Annotated in this window: 15 protein-coding genes; 13 read left to right on the top strand and 2 right to left on the bottom strand. The window is 35.8% G+C overall.

Annotation, left to right across the window (positions count from 1 at the left end; all coding sequences use genetic code 11):
• The first annotated feature begins 111 nt into the window (after positions 1–111).
• The 7 genes from AB4Y90_RS13590 to AB4Y90_RS13560 all read left to right on the top strand — a co-directional run bounded on the left by AB4Y90_RS13590 (position 112) and on the right by AB4Y90_RS13560 (position 12,091).
• On the top strand, positions 112–1,026 hold the full coding sequence (locus AB4Y90_RS13590) for a ribonuclease Z (protein ID WP_441558097.1): 915 nt from the start codon (positions 112–114) through the stop codon (positions 1,024–1,026).
• Positions 1,027–1,033: 7 nt separating this feature from the next.
• Complete coding sequence (locus tag AB4Y90_RS13585) at positions 1,034–1,801, top strand: TIGR02757 family protein (RefSeq protein WP_441558096.1); 768 nt, start codon at positions 1,034–1,036, stop codon at positions 1,799–1,801.
• A gap of 10 nt (positions 1,802–1,811) precedes the next feature.
• The gene (locus AB4Y90_RS13580) at positions 1,812–2,363 is read left to right on the top strand and encodes a DUF1003 domain-containing protein (protein ID WP_441558095.1); all 552 of its coding nucleotides are present in this window, start codon (positions 1,812–1,814) and stop codon (positions 2,361–2,363) included.
• A gap of 177 nt (positions 2,364–2,540) precedes the next feature.
• Positions 2,541–4,913, top strand: coding sequence for a choice-of-anchor L domain-containing protein (locus tag AB4Y90_RS13575; protein ID WP_441558094.1), 2,373 nt, complete (start codon positions 2,541–2,543; stop codon positions 4,911–4,913).
• Positions 4,914–5,084: 171 nt separating this feature from the next.
• Entirely contained in the window at positions 5,085–8,348 is a 3,264-nt protein-coding gene (locus tag AB4Y90_RS13570; RefSeq protein WP_441558093.1) for a choice-of-anchor L domain-containing protein, read from the top strand.
• Between the two features lie 335 nt (positions 8,349–8,683).
• The gene (locus AB4Y90_RS13565) at positions 8,684–11,155 is read left to right on the top strand and encodes an ATP-dependent Clp protease ATP-binding subunit (protein WP_441558092.1); all 2,472 of its coding nucleotides are present in this window, start codon (positions 8,684–8,686) and stop codon (positions 11,153–11,155) included.
• 87 nt (positions 11,156–11,242) lie between these two features.
• Positions 11,243–12,091 carry a lytic transglycosylase domain-containing protein gene (locus AB4Y90_RS13560; protein WP_441558091.1) on the top strand — a complete coding sequence of 283 codons (849 nt, stop codon included), beginning with the start codon at positions 11,243–11,245 and terminating at the stop codon, positions 12,089–12,091.
• 136 nt (positions 12,092–12,227) lie between these two features.
• On the opposite strand, the gene AB4Y90_RS13555 is transcribed toward AB4Y90_RS13560, so the two are convergent.
• Positions 12,228–14,510, bottom strand: coding sequence for a cation:proton antiporter (locus AB4Y90_RS13555; RefSeq protein ID WP_441558090.1), 2,283 nt, complete (start codon positions 14,508–14,510; stop codon positions 12,228–12,230).
• A 222-nt stretch (positions 14,511–14,732) separates the two neighbouring features.
• Positions 14,733–15,695 carry a Gfo/Idh/MocA family protein gene (locus tag AB4Y90_RS13550; protein ID WP_408089049.1) on the bottom strand — a complete coding sequence of 321 codons (963 nt, stop codon included), beginning with the start codon at positions 15,693–15,695 and terminating at the stop codon, positions 14,733–14,735.
• A 122-nt stretch (positions 15,696–15,817) separates the two neighbouring features.
• Between AB4Y90_RS13550 and AB4Y90_RS13545 the strand changes: the two genes are divergently transcribed.
• The 6 genes from AB4Y90_RS13545 to AB4Y90_RS13520 all read left to right on the top strand — a co-directional run bounded on the left by AB4Y90_RS13545 (position 15,818) and on the right by AB4Y90_RS13520 (position 21,508).
• Entirely contained in the window at positions 15,818–16,468 is a 651-nt protein-coding gene (locus AB4Y90_RS13545; protein ID WP_441558104.1) for a protein-L-isoaspartate(D-aspartate) O-methyltransferase, read from the top strand.
• A 49-nt stretch (positions 16,469–16,517) separates the two neighbouring features.
• Positions 16,518–16,913: a DUF1801 domain-containing protein gene (locus AB4Y90_RS13540; protein WP_441558089.1), complete on the top strand. Its 396-nt coding sequence runs from the start codon at positions 16,518–16,520 to the stop codon at positions 16,911–16,913.
• 135 nt (positions 16,914–17,048) lie between these two features.
• On the top strand, positions 17,049–18,023 hold the full coding sequence (locus AB4Y90_RS13535; RefSeq protein WP_441558088.1) for a 2-hydroxyacid dehydrogenase: 975 nt from the start codon (positions 17,049–17,051) through the stop codon (positions 18,021–18,023).
• A 195-nt stretch (positions 18,024–18,218) separates the two neighbouring features.
• A complete protein-coding gene (locus tag AB4Y90_RS13530; RefSeq protein ID WP_441558087.1) occupies positions 18,219–18,518 on the top strand; it encodes a hypothetical protein in 300 nt (99 codons plus the stop codon).
• A 235-nt stretch (positions 18,519–18,753) separates the two neighbouring features.
• Entirely contained in the window at positions 18,754–20,748 is a 1,995-nt protein-coding gene (locus tag AB4Y90_RS13525; RefSeq protein ID WP_441558086.1) for an alpha/beta fold hydrolase, read from the top strand.
• Positions 20,749–21,019: 271 nt separating this feature from the next.
• Positions 21,020–21,508, top strand: coding sequence for a DNA-deoxyinosine glycosylase (locus tag AB4Y90_RS13520; RefSeq protein ID WP_441558085.1), 489 nt, complete (start codon positions 21,020–21,022; stop codon positions 21,506–21,508).
• Positions 21,509–21,585 lie beyond the last annotated feature (77 nt).

Below are 21,585 nucleotides of genomic sequence, written 5' to 3'. Positions count from 1 at the left end.
AAGGAAGAATCTCTGCATATCATAAGAGATTCTTCACTACACTTTGTTACGTTCAGAATGACAGCGTTTAAATTAAAAATCTGTTGTACATTTGCTTAATAAACTATTGATTTGAGTACTTATTTAACGATATTAGGCTTTAACTCGGCAATTCCTACGATTAATACTTCACCTACAGCTCAGCTTCTGGAAATGGAAGAAAGATGTTTTCTGATTGATTGTGGCGAAGGAACGCAGGTGCAGCTGAGAAAAGCAAAGGCAAGATTTTCAAAAATCAATCATATTTTTATATCGCACCTTCATGGCGATCATTGTTTTGGTCTGCCCGGTTTGATCGCTTCTTTCAGGCTGTTGGGAAGAGAAATTCCGCTGCATGTTTATGGCCCGAAAGGAATAAAAAAAATGCTGGAAACTATTTTCTCTATTACAGAAACCCACAAAGGTTTTGAAGTGGTTTACCATGAGCTTGATAAAGATTATTCGGAGAAAATCTATGAAGATAACAGGGTAGAAGTGTTTACCATTCCTCTGGATCACAGGATTTACTGTAACGGCTATCTTTTTAAAGAAAAACCGAAAGACCGGCATATCAACATGGAGGAGGTTTCGAAATATTCAGAAATTGAAACTTGCGATTACCATAATTTAAAAGCAGGAAAAGATTTTGTTTTGAGCGACGGTTACGTCATTAAAAATGAAAAACTTACAACAGATCCTGCAGCATCGGTTTCTTACGCATTTTGCAGCGATACGAGATATTTGGAATCGGTAATTCCGATCATTAAAAATGTAACGGTTTTGTATCACGAGTCTACATTTTTGCACGATCTGAAGGAAATGGCAGATTATACAGGCCACACAACCGCTTTGGAAGCAGCTACAATTGCAAAGAAAGCAGAAGTTGGAAAGCTTATTTTGGGTCATTTTTCTAATCGTTATGGGGATTTAACAGTCTTTACCGATGAAGCGAGAACTGTTTTCCCGAATTCTTATCTTCCAAAAGCTTTGGATTGCGTGAAAATTTAAAAGAATTATGAATTTCTCAGAATTAAAAGATTTTCTTGACGAAAAAGCGGATGTTTACAACAATCCTGAGTTTATTCAGGATGATCCGGTTCAGATTCCGCACCGTTTTTCGCTGAAGCAGGATATTGAAATTGCTGGTTTTTTGTCGGCAACGATTTCCTGGGGAAACAGAAAATCGATTATTAAATCTGCTGAAAAAATGCTTGATATTATGGGCAATTCTCCCTATGATTTTGTAATGAATTTTTCTGAAAAAGATTTAGAATCCATTAAAGATAAAAGCATTCACAGAACTTTTAACGGTGAAGATTTTAGTTATTTTATTAAACAGTTTCACGAAATTTATAAGGAAAACGAAAGTCTTGAAAATCTGTTTTTAATAAATGAGGGTGAAAATAATTTTTATCATTCGATCGAAAGGTTCAGGCAAAAATTTTTAGGTGCTGAAAAGCACAGAACGCATAAACATGTAAGTTCGCCGTATAAAAATTCATCTTCAAAAAGGATCATCATGTTTTTGCGATGGATGACCAGAAAGGATAATCGTGGCGTAGATTTTGGAATCTGGGAAAATATTGATCAGAAATTTTTATCAATTCCTTTGGATGTACATACCGGAAATATTTCAAGGAAATTGGGATTGATTTTAAGGACACAGAATGACTGGAAAACCGTTGAAGAATTAGATTTAATTATCAGAAAATTTGACGAAAACGATCCTGCAAAATATGATTTTGCGCTGTTTGGATTGGGTGTAACAAAAGAATTATTTTAAACAACAAATAATGAAAAAATCACACGAAAAAATAGAATTTCTTGAAAGAATGGCAGACGGAATTACCTCATGGATTGGCTCAATCCCGTCTCTCATCATCCATACTTTACTTTTTATTATCTCATTTTTATTGCCTGTTTTTGATATTGTAACGGTTGATAAGATGCTGTTGGTTTTGACAACGGTTTTGTCGTTGGAGGCGATTTACCTCTCGATTCTCATTCAGATGTCTGTAAATAAAAGCCATGAAAAAATTGAAGACATTCAGGAAGATATTGAGGAGATCAGCGAAGATATTGAAGACATTCAGGAAGATATTGAAGAGATCAGCGAAGATCTGGAAGAAATCAGCGAAGATCTGGAAGAGATTAGTGAAGATATTGAAGACATTCAGGAAGATATTGAAGAAATCAACGAAGAGGAGGATGAAGACGACCACAATGAGAGAGCCAAAAAAACGATGCTTAAAAGCAATGTAAACTCTAATAAAAACGAAATACGATTTTTAAAGGATAAGATTACGGAGCTTCAAAATAAAATTGATGAGCTGAAAAAAGATTAATTTATTTAATCTTAAAAAAATAAAATAAAGATCAATCTTGCGGTTGGTCTTTTTTAATATTCATATTCGTTGAGATTTCATTAGAATTTAAGTAATTAAATAAATTATTATTAATCATAATGATATAATTTGTTTTAAATCGAATAAAATTGGTATTTTTGGGCAAACGATTACAAAATGTTAAATTATAGATTAAAAAATTATCTTTTTCTTTTCACCGTATTGTTTGGTTTGGTCTCTGTTTCTGCCCAAAAAAAAAGACAACCACCCAAAAATGTGATAACTGATGTAAACAAGAAAGCAGGGGTTTTTATTGACGTTAACGCAGCAGGTTATGCACCGTCAAACTATACTGCAGAGCAACTTGTGAAAGATATACTTATTAACGGAGGTTCTACCTGTTCTGTACCCAATGTGTCGAATGTGACGGTGACTCCCAATCAGCCAGCGAGCAGTGACGATAGGTTTTGGGGATATTTCCACAGAGGAACTACCAATTTCCCTTTTAAAGACGGTATTGTTTTAACGACAGGTCGTGCAAGAGAAGCAGGAAACGTTGCATCTAGTGCAAGCTATACTATACCGGGAGCAGGAATAGATGATGCCGATCTATTGGTAGCAGTTCCTAATCCTAGTACTGTTGATCATTATAACGATAATGTAATGCTTGAATTTGACTTCGTGCCAAATTCTGATCAGGTGAAGTTTAATTATCTTTTTGCTTCCGAAGAATACCAAAGTACTTATCCTTGTGATTTTGCAGATGCATTTGCGTTATTGATTAAACCGGTTGCGGGAGGTCCTTACGTAAATGTTGCTGTGTTGCCGAATAATGCAGGGCCAGTTTCTATGACAAATATTCACCCTCTTGTTCCCGGTACTTTTGGTTGTCCTGCTGTTAATGAAATGTATTTCGGAGGATATAATCCGGCTCCAAATGTGGTAACCAACTATGAAGGAAGAACGGTTCCGCTAACGGCAGTTGCTACTGTTGTTCCGGGACAGGCTTATCATTTTAAAATGGTTTTGTCTGATTACAGAGACTGGAGCTATGATTCTGCGGTATTTATCGAAGGTGGTTCTTTTGATATAGGAATTAAACTTGTTGACAATACCGGTGCTGTATTGCCTGCAACACTTAATGTTTGTGATAATATTCCTCAGACTTTGGTGGCTCAGGTTTCAGGGATTACCGGAGCTACTTACCAATGGTACAAAGATGGAGTGTTGATACCGGGAGCAACCACCACTACCTATGTTGCAACTTCGCCGGGCGTTTATATGATTAAGGTTAATGTTCCGGGATCCAGCTGTCCTGTGGAAGCAAAAATCACAATTATTGGGGGGACAACTCCTGTAGCTCAAAATGCAACTTTAAAACTTTGTACAACGCCAACTGTAAGTAATTTTAATTTAAATGATGCGAAGCCGCAGATCAGTACAACTGCTGCAGCAATATTCCGTTTTTATACAAATCAGGCAGATGCTCAGGCTCAAAATGGCAATTTTATTCCCGATGCAAGTTTAGCTTCATACAACGGAACTGATGGTCAGGTTTTACATGTTGTGGTTTCAAATGGGGCTTTCTGTAGCAAACTGGTTACTTTAACACTGCGTAAAGAAGCTACTCCGGTTGCTGAGCTTACTGCCACAAAATTAAAAATTTGTTTAGGTGAGTCTGTTATTTTAACTGCTTCAGGAGGAGTTACTTATCAATGGAGCAACTTTACAGGAACTGGTGCTGTACAAACACTTTCTCCAACACAAACTACAACATACACTGTTTATGCAATCGGAGCTCAAGGATGTAAATCATTACAACCTGCAACTCTTACCGTAGAAGTTGTACCTGCAATTACTTCGAATCTTTCGGGCGGATTTATTTGCCAGGGAGACAGAATTACTCTAGATGCAGGTGCAGGTCCAAATTATACCTATTCTTGGAGTACAGGTGCAACTACACAGACCATTGTAACAGAAACTCCGGGAATTTATTTTGTAGATATCAGTAACGGAGTCTGCTCTAAAAGATATACAACAGAAGTAAAGCAGGCGCTTGCTCCGGAAATTATCAATGTAGATTACAGCCAAAGCGGTACATTGATCGTTACTGCTAACAACTTGAGCGGTGGTGTACTTGAATATTCTGCAGATAATGGTGTAACCTGGCAAGGTTCTAATGTTTTCAATAATATTCCGAACAATACAGTAATTTCAATCAGAGTGCGAGTAAAAACTACGAGTTGTGTAGGAGTTTTGGAATACTTTACATTTATCATGCAGAATGTAATTACTCCAAACGGAGATAACGTGAATGACATGATTGATTTCAGAGGAATAAGTGATTACAATAAATTCCAGGCATCAATTTCAGACCGATATGGCAGAGTGGTATTTAAGGCAGAAAAAACAAGACCTTTCTGGGACGGATATTTCCAGGGTAAAAAGCTGCCGACTGCTTCTTACTGGTATCAGGTAACTTTCGAAGATCCTGCAAGTAAGCAGCTTACCGTAAAAACCGGCTGGATTTTACTTAAGAATTTTGAATAGTATTAAATAAGATATTCTAAAAAAGACCGATTTTTGTCGGTCTTTTTTTTATTTCATTTTCAAATATTACTGGAAATCTGAGTTTTATAAAATTGTGTTAAAACTAACGTAAATGTTTTTTGCTTAAATTTTAATCAAAAAAAATAGTATTTTTGTTAAAAATAGTTTAAAATGTTAAATGGTAGATTACAATATTTGCTTCTTGCTTTGATGCTTCTTGGTAACTTTACTTTTTCCCAACAGAGAAAAATAAGTAAAACGATCAGCAAGCCATCAAGTCTTACGATGAAAGCAGGAGCGTTTATTGACATCAATACAGCGAATTATCCTGAATCCTCTTACAGTATGACACAATTGGTGAAAGATGTGCTTATTGCGGGAGGCTCTGCATGTTCTACAGCAAATGTTTCCAATGTGGTGGTTTCTCCAAACCTTTCAGCAGGCGATCAAACCAGAAGCTGGGGTTTTTTTAATAAAGGAACTACAAATTTTCCTTTTGCAAGAGGTATTGTATTGACTACAGGACAAGCCAGAAAAGCAGGTAATTCTTATATCGCACCATTTCTTCAGGATGTTTTACCTACTCAGGGCGATGCAGATTTGGCTACAGCTTTATCGGTTCCGAATAATGTGCTAAAAGATGCAAGTTATATTGAATTTGATTTTGTACCTACAGCAACTGAAGTTACGTTTAGATATTTATTTGCTACAGAAGAATATGACAGCGACTTTCCTTGTAATATCGGCGACGGATTTGCTTTATTACTTAAAAAATCAGGAGATCCTACATACACAAATTTGGCAGTTTTGCCTGGTGGAGCTGGTCCTGTAAGTGTTAGAAACATCAGACCTGCAACAGAATTTGACGGGTCAACTTTAGCATGCGGAGCTTTGAATGCTTCTTATTTTGCAGGATATAATTTCAATAATATCGAAACTAACTTCAACGGAAGAACGGTTCCGTTAACTGCAAAAGCAACCGTTATACCGGGTCAAACCTATCATTTTAAAATGGTTTTGGCAGATTATCAGGATTCTCTTTATGATTCAGGTGTATTTTTAGAAGCAGGCTCTTTTGATATTGGTGTTCAGATTTTAGGTCCGGGAGGTGTTCAGCTTCCTGCATCAATCAATGTTTGTGATAATGCTCCGCAGACTTTTACAGCATCTACTCAGGTTCCTGGTGCAACCTGTTGTTACGGACCCGGGAATGTTAATTTTAATTTAACCTCAGCTCAGACGGCAATCAGTACGACTCCGGGAGCTACTTTTTCATATTATGTAAATCAGGCGGATGCAAATGCAGGAAATACAAGTACGATTGCAACTCCAACTACATTTTCAAGTGCAGGAAACCAGACCATTTATGTATTGGTGAAAAACGGTTTCTGTTCAAAAGTAGCAGAGCTCCAATTGGTAAAAGCTCCGGAAATTACAGCGACGATAGCAACACCAACAACTTTAACCTGTACCAATACTCAGGTAACACTTGATGCTTCTGCATCAGTTTATCCGGCGGGTTCTACATTTGCATGGACAACTACAGGCGGAAACATCGTCTCTGGTGGAAATACTTTAAACCCAATTGTCAATACAGCAGGAACGTATACTTTAACGATTACCAATACCTACCAACCCGGAAATGTTGTTTGTACCGGAACAGCAAATGTAACCGTTGTGGGAGACAGTACTCCGCCAACAACTACACTTACTGCAAGCAAAATCTTGATTTGTGCAGGTGAAACTGTTACACTTACTGCAGGAGGCGGTACAACTTATACCTGGACCGGACTTCCCGGAACTGGAAATACACAGACTGTAACTCCGGCAACCACTACAACTTATACCGTTACAGCACAAGGCGCAAACGGATGTACTTCTACAGCGCCCGCTACAATTACAATTGAAGTTTCACAACCTATAACCGTACAGAATGCTACTCTTCTGCAATGTTATCAGCAAGGAAATATTACTTACGATTTAACATCTGCTCAACCGCAGATTACAACTTCCCCAACTGCAACTTTTGCTTATTATTTGCTTCAGGCAGATGCAAATGCGGGGAATGGCAATACAATTACTGCACCTGCTACATTTCAGAGTGCGGGTAACCAAACAATTTATGTATTAGTTAAAAACGGGGGCTGTAGCTATGTTGTAACTTTACAGTTGCTCACTACAGCGGTTACTAATCTGACAATTGCTGCTCCGCAAACTATTACTTGTGCAGTTCCTCAGATTACTCTTAACGCAGGTGCATCAACAGTTCCTGCAGGATCGACAATTTTATGGACYACTGCAGGAGGGAATATTGTTTCGGGAGCCAATACTTTGACGCCGGTAGTAAACGCTGGAGGAGCTTATACTCTAACGGTGACCAATGTTACCCAACCAGGAAATTTAACATGTACTTTTACAGCAACTGTAAATGTAACTGAAGATAAAGTTTTACCGGTAGTAACCTTAACTTCTTCTGTGGCACAGATATGTCCGGGTGAATCTGTTACGCTTACTGCTGCAGGCGGAGTAACTTATACTTGGGCAAATTTAACGGGAACAGGGAATACGCAGGTTGTTTCACCGGCGACAACAACAGTGTACTCTGTAACTGCTACTGGAGCAAATGGATGCGTTTCTGCTACTCCTGCAACCATTACTACTACATATGAAGTTTTTGCATTGGGCGGGAATGGATGTGTATCGACTACACCGGCGAAAATTACCATTGAAGTTGTTCCGGCAATTGTTTCTACGTTAGCAGATGTATATGTTTGTGCAGGAGATCCGGCAACGCTTGATGCAGGTGTAGGTCCGAATTATACTTACTTATGGAGTAATGGTGAAACTACCCAGACGATTACGACCAATGTTCCGGGATCTTATTCTGTGGAAATAAGCAACGGAACCTGTTCAAGGCTATTTACCGCACAGATTATCAATCCTGATCTTCCACAATTTACGAATGTAGTTTATGATAAAGAAATGCTTACTATTACAGCTACAAATCCTACAGGCGGAGTTTTAGAATATTCGATTGATGGGGGCGTAAACTGGCAGGCTTCAAATATATTTTATAATGTCTTGAAGAACTCCAATCTTAGTTTAATGGTGAGAACAAAAGATGCAGAATGTAGTACCTCACTGCAGTTCTTTACTTTTGTTTTAAGCAATGCAATTACTCCTAACAATGATGGTTCAAACGATTATATCGATTTTAATGGAATCATTGGTTATAAAAACTTTGCCGCTTCAATATTTGACAGATATGGAGCAGAATTATTTAAAGCAGATAAATCAAACACCAGATGGAACGGATCACTAAAAGGTATTAATCTACCAACAGGAACTTATTGGTATCGTGTACAATGGGAAAATCCTGCAAGTAAAAAAATGGAGCTGAAATCAGGATGGATCCTTCTGAAAAATAGAGATTAATCATTTAAAAATAATAAACAATAAAGCCTTTCTTATTCGGAAAGGCTTTTGTTTTTCTAATGCATTGTCAGTTTTTAAACCTATTTTTTATTAAGTTTTTGCCAAGCAATTTAGTTTGCCTTTGCTTTTTAAAATGAAAAATTTAATTTATAATCTTTGCGCTAAAGTTTTCAGATGTAGTGACTTTAAAATTTTTCACACCCAAAAAATGTATTCATAAATCGGTTTTTCAGATAAAATAAATCACACAATTGTAAATAAACATTATTTAATTTTAATGATTGCCAAAAAAGACTTATTTTAGTTAGACCAAATTTCACAAATATTAAATATAAATGGGAGTACTTGTTACCAACGAGACAGTAAAGCAGTTGTTTCACATTGCACAGTCAATCGCCAGAGAAAATTACAATGCAACTTACAGCGGACCGCACATTTTGCAGGCTTTAATGCACAAAGATATTGGCTTAAATAAGTTTCTGAAAACCATAGACAAAGATCCGGGATATTTTTACGAATGGGCAGATGTAAGAATTGAAGATTACCCGAAAACCACTCATCTTCCATCAGAGGTTGGCGAAGGAGAATTTGTAGACCAGATTTTGGAAGAAGCAGACGATATTCGTTTAAAGCTTGGCTTGGATGAGATTACTCCGATCTGTATTCTTACCGCAATTGTAAAACCACAGGTTGCTTTTACATTACAACAATTAAAATCACTTCCTTTAAGGGAACACGAAATCTTTAATTTATACAGAAAAGATACTCCTTTTTCAGCTTCAGAAAACGGTGATGTTTCCTCACTTTTTGGAGGTTCTTCAGACTTTTCAGATTCTTCACTGCCTTCAATTAAAAGCTATTGTATTGACCGTACTGCACAAGCCAGAAACGGCGACATCGAAAATATTATAGGCAGAGATAAGGAGCTCAGAATGTTGGTGGAAATTCTTTGCAGAAGAAGCAAGCCGAATGTAATTATCGTCGGTGAACCCGGCGTTGGGAAAACTGCTTTAGTAGAAGGTTTTGCCACAGAAATTGTTAAAGGAAATGTTCCTGAAATGCTTAAAAATGCTACATTATTAGAACTCGACACAGGAGCTTTACTGGCAGGAACTTCTTATAAAGGTGAAATCGAAGACCGACTGAAAAAAGTAATCAACGAATGCAAAAAGATTGAAAAAGCGGTTTTATTTATTGATGAAATTCATGCGCTTTTAGATCCTAAAGGAAGCATCGGAAATATCGGAAATATCCTTAAACCGGAATTGGCAAGAGGTGAAATTACGGTAATAGGAGCTACAACTCAGGAAGAATATAGAAAAATTATTGAGCCGGAACAGGCTTTTAACCGTCGTTTTGAAATGTTGACTGTACTTGAACCGGACGAAAAGACCTGTGTGAAAATGATCGATGTCTTATTGGAAGGCTATAAAAAACACCACGGAATTGAAGTTGAAAAAACAGCACTTCCGGAATGTGTACGTTTGGCAAAACGGTATGCAAAAGGTAAAAAGCTTCCCGATGCAGCGATCGATCTTTTAGACCGAACAATGGCGGCAATAAAAATGCTTGATGAGCTTTCTGAAAAAGAACTGGATAGCTGGAAAGAAATTTATGAAAATATTTTAAAGGAAGAATATTTTGATGATAAAGATAAAGCCGATGAATTGATATGGAATTACAATTTATTGAGAGATAAAATAAGTCCGATTTTGTGGGGTTCTTTAAGTGAGCAGCCACAGATTGATAACTCAATGCCGGTTGAACACATTCAAAAAATAATAGAAGAAACGTATGCTGAACTTTTGCAGCATGCAGCTAAAAAAAGAGAAAAAGTTGACCGTTTGGAATTAGCGGCGGTAATGGCGGCAAAAACCAATATCCCGATTGGAAAAATTCAGGCGCAGGAAAAAGAAAAGCTTCTGAATATGGAAGGTCTTCTGATGAACAGAGTTGTTGGTCAGGATCACGCTTTGAAAATACTTTCAGACGCTATTGTTGAAAACCGAAGTGGCTTAAACAAACCAGGACAGCCAATTGGTTCATTCTTCCTTTTAGGACCAACAGGAACCGGAAAAACAGAGTTGGCAAAATCGATGGCAGAATTGCTATTCAATGATGAAAAAGCGATGGTGCGTTTTGATATGTCAGAATTTAAAGAAGAACATTCAGCAGCGCTTTTATACGGCGCACCTCCAGGTTACGTTGGTTACGAAGAAGGCGGAATGTTGGTGAATAAAATCAGGCAACAACCTTATACTGTGGTTTTGTTTGATGAAATTGAAAAAGCGCATCATTCAGTTTTTGATGTGTTTTTACAGATTATGGACGAAGGAAAAGTGCATGATAAGCTAGGAAAAGAGGGAGACTTCAGCAACGCTTTGATTTTGTTTACTTCAAATATCGGAAGCGAAGAAATTGTAAAACAGTTTGAAGAAGGAAAAGTTCCCGAATCGAATTCGTTGATGCAGATAATGTCAAATTCCGGAAGATTCAGACCTGAATTTTTGGCGAGAATTACAGAAATTATTCCGTTTGCACCGATTACAGAATCGATTGCCGAAAGAATTTTTAATATTCAGTTGAAATCACTTCATACTTCATTGACAAGATTGGGAATGAGTTTGAAAATCAGTGATGAAGCCGTTAAAAATTTAGCATTAAACGGATTCAGCAGTAAATACGGAGCGAGACAAATTTCAGGAGTAATCAGATCGCAATTGGCAAGACCAATCTCGAAAATGATTGTAAGAGAAGAAGTAAAAACCGGACAAAACCTTTCAGTAGACTGGAACGCTGAGATTTAGCTGATCAAGCCGATTTTAAATCTGCTAAATCTGCGAGAGTATTAAAAAATATCATTTTGCTTTTTAGTTTATATTAAAAACATTAAAATGAAACCAAATCTCAAAAATATTATTTTGGCTGCAGCATTTTTAAGTTGTTCACATTTTGTGAGTGCGCAGTTTCTTTCAGCATCGGATACTTCTGAAAGCAGTGTGAGGAAATACAAAAATATCATTGAAGCCAACAAAGAAGTTGTCACTTTTATTGAATTTTCTATGGTTGAAAAAGGGTTGCCAAAACATTTGAGAAATTTAGCTTTAATTGAATCTCATTTTAACAGGAACATTACTTCGAGCGCAGGAGCAGTGGGAGTTTGGCAATTTATGACCGCTCATGCCAATCAATACGGATTAACGGAAGACCGCAGAAATGATTTGTACAGAAGCACAAAAACGGCTGCTGTTTCATTGAAAAATTTATATAAAAAATACAACAATTGGGTAACCGTTGTCGCTGCTTATAATTGCGGAGAAGGTAATATTGCCAAAGCAATGCAGGCTGCCAATTCTACGCAGTATCATGTTTTTTATAAATATTTGCCTGCAGAAACTATCAATCATGTCAAGAAATATCTCAATGCGTGCTACGCAACCGGTGAACTTCCTGCTGTTTTGGCGAATTATAATGATTCCAGAACGATGTATCTTTTAAATAACAGGAAAACGGATTCTTCAGAGGTTGCATTGTCTGAAACTGAAATTAATGCAGGATTTAAGCTGGGTGTAATTGCGGAAGAATTAAAAATTGATATGAATGATCTTTTGAGCTGGAACCCTGAAATTGTAAGAACATTAGAAAATGACGGAGAAAGCAAGCTTTTTCTTCCCACAGATTTAATGCCCGATTTTTTAATGAAAAAAAACGCAATTCTTTCTAAGTCGATACGTACGAAATAATTTAAAATTAATTTTTTTTCATGTTCTAATAAAGAAGGAATAAGATTCTATCAGGTTATCAATAAATATAAAAAGACCGAAACTCATCAAGTTCCGGTCTTTTTTAAAATATCAATATCTAAATTTATGAAAATTATTAAGGATTTGATATAATCAATGTTGAAGGAATATCAGACAGCCAAAGACTTTTGGAATCAATTAAACCTCTCCAGCTTTTTTTGCTGATCAACATTAGATCCTGAGATTGCAAAAATTCTTTCTCGATCTGTTTTTCGTTGTATAAAGTGATGTGATTTGGTGCAACCTGTTCGATGCTTCTGATGAGTTCTTTTACTTCAATGTTGCTTCTGATCTGTCCTGCAACATCCAAAATAATAATCTGTGAATTGTTATTATTGATCAGTCTTTTTGCATATTCAAGCAGATAAAAATCACTTAAATTAAAAATAGGAATAAATACCCTGTCTGCCGAATTAAAGTCTCTGTCTACTAAAACTCCGACAGGAATATTGGTATTATCTAAGATCTGCAAAGTAGAGTCGTCGAAAGGAGAATTATTGAAAATATTACCCTTGCCTTTAACGGTGTTCAACAATTTTTCAGGATTAATAATTTTGGTGGTGAAACCTAAAAGTCTTCCGAGCAAACTTCCTTCGTACATCGATTTTCCGAGCATGATTAAAAGAAGATCATAATTTCCTTTGTTTGAAATATTCGTGAGATCGTTTTCAAAATCGGTGGAAGCTTTGAAAAGGGTAGTGACTTCAAGCTGAAGCTCCTGAGAAGTTTCGATGACGCTTTTAAACTGTTCTTTCTCAAAATTATCAATATCAAAAGCATGCAATTCATCTACAGGAGCGATATTCATTGCGGTTACACTTTTGTTGCCGTTCATTTTATGGGTAAGATTATCGGCAAGTTTCAGTAATGTACTTCCGGATTCCGGGGTTTCAAAGGATAAGAGAACTCTGTATTTCGCATCGTTTTCGTCAAGATCATCCTCTTCCATTGAAGATTTTTTTCCTTTAAAGAAATAATTAATAATGTCAAGACAAGGTCCGGTCATAAAGGTGGTGAATAACGCCATGATCACCAACATGGCAAATAATTCGGGGCCTAAAACTCCAAGATCATAACCGATATTTAAAACAATAAGTTCAGTTAAACCTCTCGTGTTCATCAAAGCACCAATGGTGAGGCTGTCTTTCCAGCTTAGCTTTAAAAATTTAGCGGTTAATGCACTTCCTACAAATTTTCCGATAACTGCGGTAAGAATAATAAATCCGCCTATTTTCCAAAGATGAGGATCATTTAATAAACCGATCTGTGTTCTTAAACCTGTAAATACGAAGAAAAGCGGAAGCAATAATACCAAGGCAACATCTTCTATTTTTTCGATAAAAAGATTTCTGAATTTTACATTTTCAGGCATAATCGCACCTGCCATAAATGCGCCGAATAATGCATGAATTCCGATAACTTCTGTTGCGTATGACGAAATGATAAGAATTAAAAAAAACACCGCAACCAAAGCTTTGCTGATGAAACCTTTTCCTTTCTGGGATTCTGCAATCCTGTGTAAAAATGGTCTCACCGCTTTAATCATGATAAAAACATATACAATCGCCATGATAATCACGAAAATTGATCCTGAAAAAGATCCTGCTTTTACTACCGCAATTACGGCTGCCAAAATACACCAAGCTGTAATGTCATCTGCAGCAGCGCAGGTTATGACAACGGTTCCTATTTTTGTTTTATGTAAATTTCGTTCCTGTACAATTCTGGCAAGAACGGGAAATGCGGTAATGCTCATCGCAATGGCTATAAATAAAGCAAAAGAACTGAACTGAATTCCTTCCGGAGCAAATTCTTTATAAATAAAATAAGACAGCCCGACTCCCAATGCAAAAGGAATAATGATGCTTGCGTGGCTGATTACAACTGCATCGTGTGCTTTTTTTCTTAAAACACTCAGATCAAGCTCCATTCCTACGATATACATGAAAAGAATTAAACCGATCTGGCTTAAAAATTGTAAGTTTCCTAATGATTCTTTTGGGAAAATAAAAGCTGAAAGTTCAGGGAAATACAATCCGAAAAGTGAAGGTCCTAAAACAATTCCGGCAATCATTTCTCCGATTACGGAAGGCTGTTTCAGTTTCACGCAGATCCAGCCAAATAATTTTGCCACCAGAATAATGGTAACGATCTGAGCGAGCAGAAGCGCTAAAGGATGATTCAGATTAGATAAAAAAGAATCGGTGAAATTTTCCCACATTGTATTTCCGGTAATCTTGCTTGGTGGAATATTTTCTCCTATTTCAAGGGTTTTTCCTTCCACAAAAAACCAATACATCAATGCTGAGAAAAAGATAATCGTTGCCGCATAAAAAATAATATTTCTATATTTCCCCATAATCATAATCATTATTTGAGGGCAAATTTCTAAAGAATAAATGGATGGGAGAACTTGTTTGTTTTAAAATGTAATGAATACACAGAATAATGTAATGAAATGAAAATATCTGTAATGTATTTCATGCAATAAAAAATCCCTTTCAGAAACTAAAAGGGATTTGTAATGTTTTTATAATTATATTATCAAAATGATAAATGTAAATTGTAATCTGATTAAAAATTAAGAAATCAGTTTCATAATTTCTAAAGCTACTTTCAACGCTTCGGTTCCGTCTTCTAAAGAAACTTCTACATTTTTATCTTCTAAAATAGCATCAGCAAAAGAATTTAATTCATCCAAAATCGCATTATTCGCCTGAATATTTGGGTATTCAAATAAGATCTGATTTTTTTCGCCTTCTGCATTTTCAATAATCATATCAAATGGAGTCGGGTTTTCAGGAGCATCTTTCATTCTGATCACCTCAGCTTTTTTCTCTAAGAAATCAACCGAAATATAAGCGTCTTTCTGGAAAAAACGGCTTTTTCTCATCGCTTTCATAGAAATTCTCGACGTCGTTAAATTGGCAACACAGCCATTTTCAAACTCAATTCTTGCATTGGTAATATCCGGAGTTTTGCTTACGACACAAACGCCGCTCGCATGAATATTTTTTACTTTTGATTTTACCACGCTCAGCAAAATATCAAGATCGTGAATCATTAAATCTAAAACTACAGAAACATCGGTTCCACGTGGATTAAATTCTGCCAAACGGTGAATCTCAATAAACATTGGGTTCTGGATGTAATCTTTTGCTCCAATAAACGCAGGATTGTATCTTTCAACATGACCAACCTGTGCTTTGATGCCGTTTTCACGACATTTTGAGAGAATTTCCTCTGCCTGTTCAAGAGTTTGCGTCACCGGTTTTTCAATGAAAAAATGAAGACCTTTTTCAATCGCTTTCAGAGCATAATCGTAATGATAAACTGTTGGTGTAACGATATCCAACATTTCGATCTGATCTAATAATTCATCAAAATTTTCAAAATATTTATATCCGAATTCGGCTTCTAGCTTTCTTCCGTTTTCTGCATCTTTATCGTGGAAGCCTATAAGCTCGTATTTATCAGACTGATTAAGAAGTCTTAAATGTATTTTTCCCAAATGTCCGGCGCCTACCAAACCTGCTTTTAACATAGCGTTTTAATTTTTGTAAAGATAATAAATTTAGGTATTAGGAAATAGATGATAGGTTTTAGGTTGATAAGTATTGATTGTTTTTTTACTTTTGTAGCTACACTATCTAATAACTGTTGATGATGCAAGATTCGTTTGTACATAAAGGGAAAAGAAAAAATTTGGTTGAGTATCTCAGACACAAAATCGGGATCTCGGATGAGAATGTACTTGCTGCAATGAATGCAGTTCCGAGACATCTTTTTATAGAAAGTATTTTTGAAGATTTTGCGTACGAAGACCGTGCTTTTCCTATATTGGCGCATCAGACGATTTCTCACCCTTCAACGGTGGCAGAACAGTCTGAACTTTTGCAGGTGAAACCAGGTGAAAAAGTGCTTGAAATAGGAACGGGTTGTGGGTATCAAACTGCTGTTTTATTAGCAATGAAAGCTTTGGTTTATACAGTTGAAAGACAGAAAGATCTTTTCGATTTCTCTAAAAAGAAACTCAGAGAAATGCATTTGTATCCCAAGTTTCAAAGTTTTGGGGATGGTTTTGCGGGACTTCCCACTTTTGCGCCTTTCGATAAAATTATTGTGACTTGCGGAGCTTCAGTTTTGCCTACAGAATTATTAAAACAATTGAGAGTAGGCGGAAAGATGGTTATTCCGTTAGGTCCTACAGATGAGCARGTTTTGTACCGATTCACCAAAATTTCTCCTACGGAAATTGAAAAAGAAGAATTCGGAGCGTATAAATTTGTACCGATGTTGAATAATACCAATCAGTAATTAAAATCACAGAAAATTATATAAATTTATAGCTCACAAACTGAAAAATATGATTAATCCTGATATTTCTGATTATAACGAAAGACAGTCAGATTCAGATAAAGAAATCTGCGCTGTGCTTTCCCATTTAATTGATTCTGAGCTAAATGATGCGGAGAACAAAATCTGGCACGCTCATCCGGTTTGGTTTATAGAAGGAAACCCAATTGTGGGTTACAGCAAGCAGAAAAAAGGAGTTCGTTTGATGTTTTGGAGCGGAAAATCTTTTAATGAAGAAAAATTGGATGTAAAAGGAGAAAAATTTCAGGATGCTTCCGTCTTTTATAATGATATAAGTGAAATCAACGAAACTGATATGCTTCGCTGGTTAAAAAAATCTGTGGAAATACAATGGGATTATAAAAATATTGTAAAAAGAAAAGGAGAATTAATCAGATTAAAATAATTAATCCTCAATTTTTCGGAATGAAAATTGAATTTTAATTTGGATGAAAATCAAAAAAAATAAACCGATAATGTAAATAGAAACCTCACTTGTAAAAAGTAGTGAGGTTTTTTATTTGTCTAAAAAAATAAAATAATGAAAGTTTTTATAAACAAAAAAATTCCCGAAACAGGAATTACAATGCTGAAAGAAGCAGGTTTGGAAGTTACAATTCCTGAGAATAATGATTTATCAGAAAAAGAACTCCTGCAATATTTTAAAAATGCAGACGTCATTTTGAATGTAGGGCAAAACAAATATGATAAGGATTTTTTCGAGCAGTTTCCTAATGTAAAGGCAATTGCTTTGTTCAGTGTAGGTTTTGATCATGTCGATATAAAAGAAGCCACCAAAAGAAATATCCCGATAGGAAATACGCCGGATGTTTTGAGCCGTGCAACTTCCGATGTTGCTTTTTTATTGATGCAATCGGTTTCCAGAAGAGCAAGTTTTTATTTTCAAAAAGTAAAAGACGGAAACTGGGGGAATTTTGATCCGCTGTATGAGCTTGGGCAGGAATTGTATGGTAAAACTTTGGGTGTTTTCGGTTTAGGAAGAATAGGTTTTGAAATGGCTGAAAAATGTAAGAACGCTTTCGGAATGAATATTATTTATCACAACAGAAACCATAACGAAGAAGCCGAAAAACAACTTGATGCAAAATATGTTTCGTTTGATGAACTTATTGCGCAATCGGATGTTTTGAGTGTTCATGTTAATTTTAAACCGGAACAAAGCGATCTTTTTAATGCTTCGGTTTTTGAAAAAATGAAAAAGAATGCGATTTTTATAAATACGGCGAGAGGAGGGTTTCACAATCAGAAAGATTTGTACGAGGCTTTGATTTCGGGACAGATTTGGGGAGCGGGTTTAGATGTTACGAATCCGGAACCTATTGAAGATAATGACCCGATCTTAGAGTTATCAAATGTTTGTGTTCTTCCGCATATTGGTTCGGCAACGGTAGAAGCCAGAAACGGAATGGCAAGATTAGCGGCAGAAAATATTATTGCTTTTTCTAAAGGTGAAAAAATGCCGCATATTGCCAATCCAGAAGTTTATGAGGTTTGAGATTCGAGGTACGAGATAAGAGATACGAGATTCGAGTTTTGTGATACGGGATTTGTGACTTAGATAATAAAGAAAGATTACAACTTTTCGACTTAGATTGAAATCTTTAATCTTTAATCTTTAATCTTGTTTCTTTTACCTTTCGCCTTTGGAACCATTTTTGTCTATTCTTTATTATCACAAAAATAAATTATTATGACAACTGAAGATAACAAAAACGAGCAAGACAGAAAGCTGGAGGAAATGGATTATAAACCAAGTGAAGATATTTTCAACAAAGAAAAACATATTCCTTTAGACGGAGATGGAAATCCTATCATTAATCCAGGTCACGTAAACGACGAAATGCCTTATGGATTAGATGTTCCCGGTGCTGAAGACGACGATAATTTTGAACAAATTACCAATCAGCTCCCGGATGAAGAAAACAATCTTTACAGCAGGAGCGATAATGAAGATGATCACGAAGAAGAAAATGACGATATTGTCACTTAATACAATCCCGCAACTGATGCGGGATTTTTTTTATTTAATGATAACCATTTTTCAAAAAGAAAGTTTCTCAATTTTTTTTAAAATCCTTGAATTTCAAACCACCAACTGTCAACTAAAAACTATCAACTAATTTTAAATTCATTCGCATATTTTTATATTTATTAACTTTGGCAATCTTTGAATAATAACGGAAGGATTTTTAAAAACCCCGGAAGTTTATAAAATAGTACAGAATATGAAACTTAAGTACAGTCTGCTCGCTTTGGCAGCGCCTTTCTTAATGAATGCACAACAACTCATGACACCTGAAATTCTTTGGACTTTGAAAAAAGTAGGAGTGCAGGCTGTTTCTCCCGATCAATCATCACTCATTTATAAAGTTGGGCAGGTTGATCTGAAAACTGAAAAAACAAAAAATGAAAACTATTTCCTGAATGTTACCAATAATCAGTCTTCTAAAATTGATTTAGGTAAAAAAGCTTTAATTCAATGGGATAAAAACGGGCTTTATGCTCAGGAAGGTGAGAAAATTTACCTTTCAAAAGACAACGGAAAAACCTGGGCAGAATTTTACACGATCGGTGAAGCAGACAACATTGTTATTTCTCCTGATGGAAAGAAAATCGCTTTCAGCAAGCAGGTTTTGGTTGAAAAACTAATGGGGAAAGATAAATATGCAGATACTCCAAAAACGACTGCACAAGTTTATACAGACCTGAATCACAGACATTGGGATTATTTTAATGAAGGAAAATACAATCATGTTTTTGTGGTGAATACTTCTTCAAGTGTAGATTCTGCAAAAGATTTATTGGAAGGAAAAACTTGGGATTCTCCGCAAAGACCTTTCGGTGGAGCAGAAGATTTCGTCTTTAGCCCAGATTCTTCTCAGCTTTTATATGTTACAAAACCTAAAAGCGGAAAAGAATATTCTACAAGTACAAATACCGATATTTTTGCTTATGATTTAGCTTCAGCTACAACAAAAAATCTAACGGAAGGAATGATGGGTTATGATGTGAATCCAAAATTTTCACCAGACGGAAAATGGCTGTTGTGGCAAAGCATGGAGCGAGAAGGTTATGAAGCTGATAAAAATGATATTGTGGTAATGGACTGGAAAACCGGTGCAAAAAGCAACATCACAGGAAACTGGGACGAAAGCGTGACCGGAACTACATTCTGGAGCAGCGACTCTAAAAGTATCTATTTTAATGCAGCATTTCGTGGAACCGTTCAGTTATTTTCTGTTGATCTTAAAAACTCAAAAGTCAATCAGATTACAAAAGGGAATTTTGACATAAGTGATATTTTTGCAGAAGGAAAAAAATCTCTTTTAATTTCAAAAACGGATATCAATCATGCTGCAGAATTGTTTTCAGTAAATCTTAAAAACGGTGAATTAACGCAGATTACCGATGTCAATAAAGATACCTACGCAAAATTAGCACAAGGAAAATCTGAATTGAAAATGGTAAAAACTTCAGACGGAAAAGAAATGGGAGTTTGGTTTCACTATCCGCCAAACTTCGATCCGAATAAAAAATATCCAACCTTATTGTATTGTCAGGGAGGTCCACAATCTGGACTTACCCAATTTTTCAGCACAAGATGGAATTTTGCATTAATGGCAGCAAACGGTTATATTGTGGTTGCACCAAACAGAAGAGGAATGCCTGGTTGGGGAACAAAATGGAACGAAGAAATCTCAAGAGATTGGGGCGGTCAACCGATGAGAGATTATTTGGCAGCGACAGATTTTGCGAAAACTTTACCATATGTTGACGGTGAAAGAGTTGCAGCAGTTGGTGCAAGTTATGGAGGATACAGCGTATTTATGTTGGCTGGAATTCACGAAAACAGATTCAAAACATTCATCGCTCACGATGGATTATTTGATATGAAATCTTGGTATTTAACGACGGAAGAACTTTGGTTTGCTAATTGGGATTTGGGTTCTCCTTGGGAAAAACCGCTTCCAAAAGCTTATACAGAATTTAATCCAAGCAATTTTGTTGAAAAATGGAATAAACCCATTATGATCGTTCAGGGCGGAATTGACTTCAGAGTTCCTTATGAGCAGGGTCAGGAAGCTTTCCAGGCTGCAAAGTTGAGAGGCTTAAAATCTAAACTGGTTTATTTTCCAAACGAAAACCATTGGGTTCTGCATCCGCAAAACGGCTTGGTTTGGCAGAGAGAATTTTTTGATTGGCTGAAAGAAACTTTATAAAATTAAATATTCCACATTTAAATTCCCCTCCTTTGGAGGGGTGTCAAAAATTCAGAATGAATTTTTGACGGGGTGGTAAATATTTAAAATCATTAAAGATAAAACATCAATAGAAGCGGGCTTTAGCCCGCTTTTTGTTTTAAATATTCCAAAAGCTTCAGCTAAAATTTATATATTCAAATCGTTACTAATATTTAAGAATATCATGGCTGTTAAGATGTTAAATTTTAATCCATCAACTGTCAACTAAAACCTATCAACTATTCAAGTCATGCAAAACAGAATCTCATCATTCCCACCATTTATCGATAAAGAATCTAAAATTTTAATTTTAGGTTCAATTCCGGGTGTGAAATCTTTAGAAAAGCAACAATATTACGCTCATCCACAAAATAAATTCTGGAAAATTATTTTTGAATTGTTTAACGAAGAATTTACAGAAGATTATTCTGAACGAATTAATATTTTAAAGAAAAATCACATCGCAATTTGGGATGTTATCGATTCCTGCGAAAGAAAAGGCAGTTTAGATTCTGAAATAAAARACGAAGAGGCAAATCAAATTGAAGAGCTTTTAGAAAATTATCCCAACATTCAGGCAATATTTTGCAATGGCGGAAAATCTTACAAAAATCTGCAGAAATTATTGGGCAAAAATTTTAGAGTTCCCATTTACCTAATGCCTTCAACAAGTCCGCTTCACACCATTTCTTTTGAAAGAAAATTTGAAGAGTGGAAAAAGGTATTAGATTATTTATAAACTTTAATATTTTCAATTAAAAAGATATATTTGTGTTTCACAAATTATTTACAATGAAGAAAAATTTTTTACTGTTA

The organism is Chryseobacterium sp. 2TAF14 (assembly GCF_052115105.1).
Lineage (GTDB): Bacteria > Bacteroidota > Bacteroidia > Flavobacteriales > Weeksellaceae > Chryseobacterium.
This window is presented reverse-complemented; position numbering and strand designations above follow the sequence as displayed.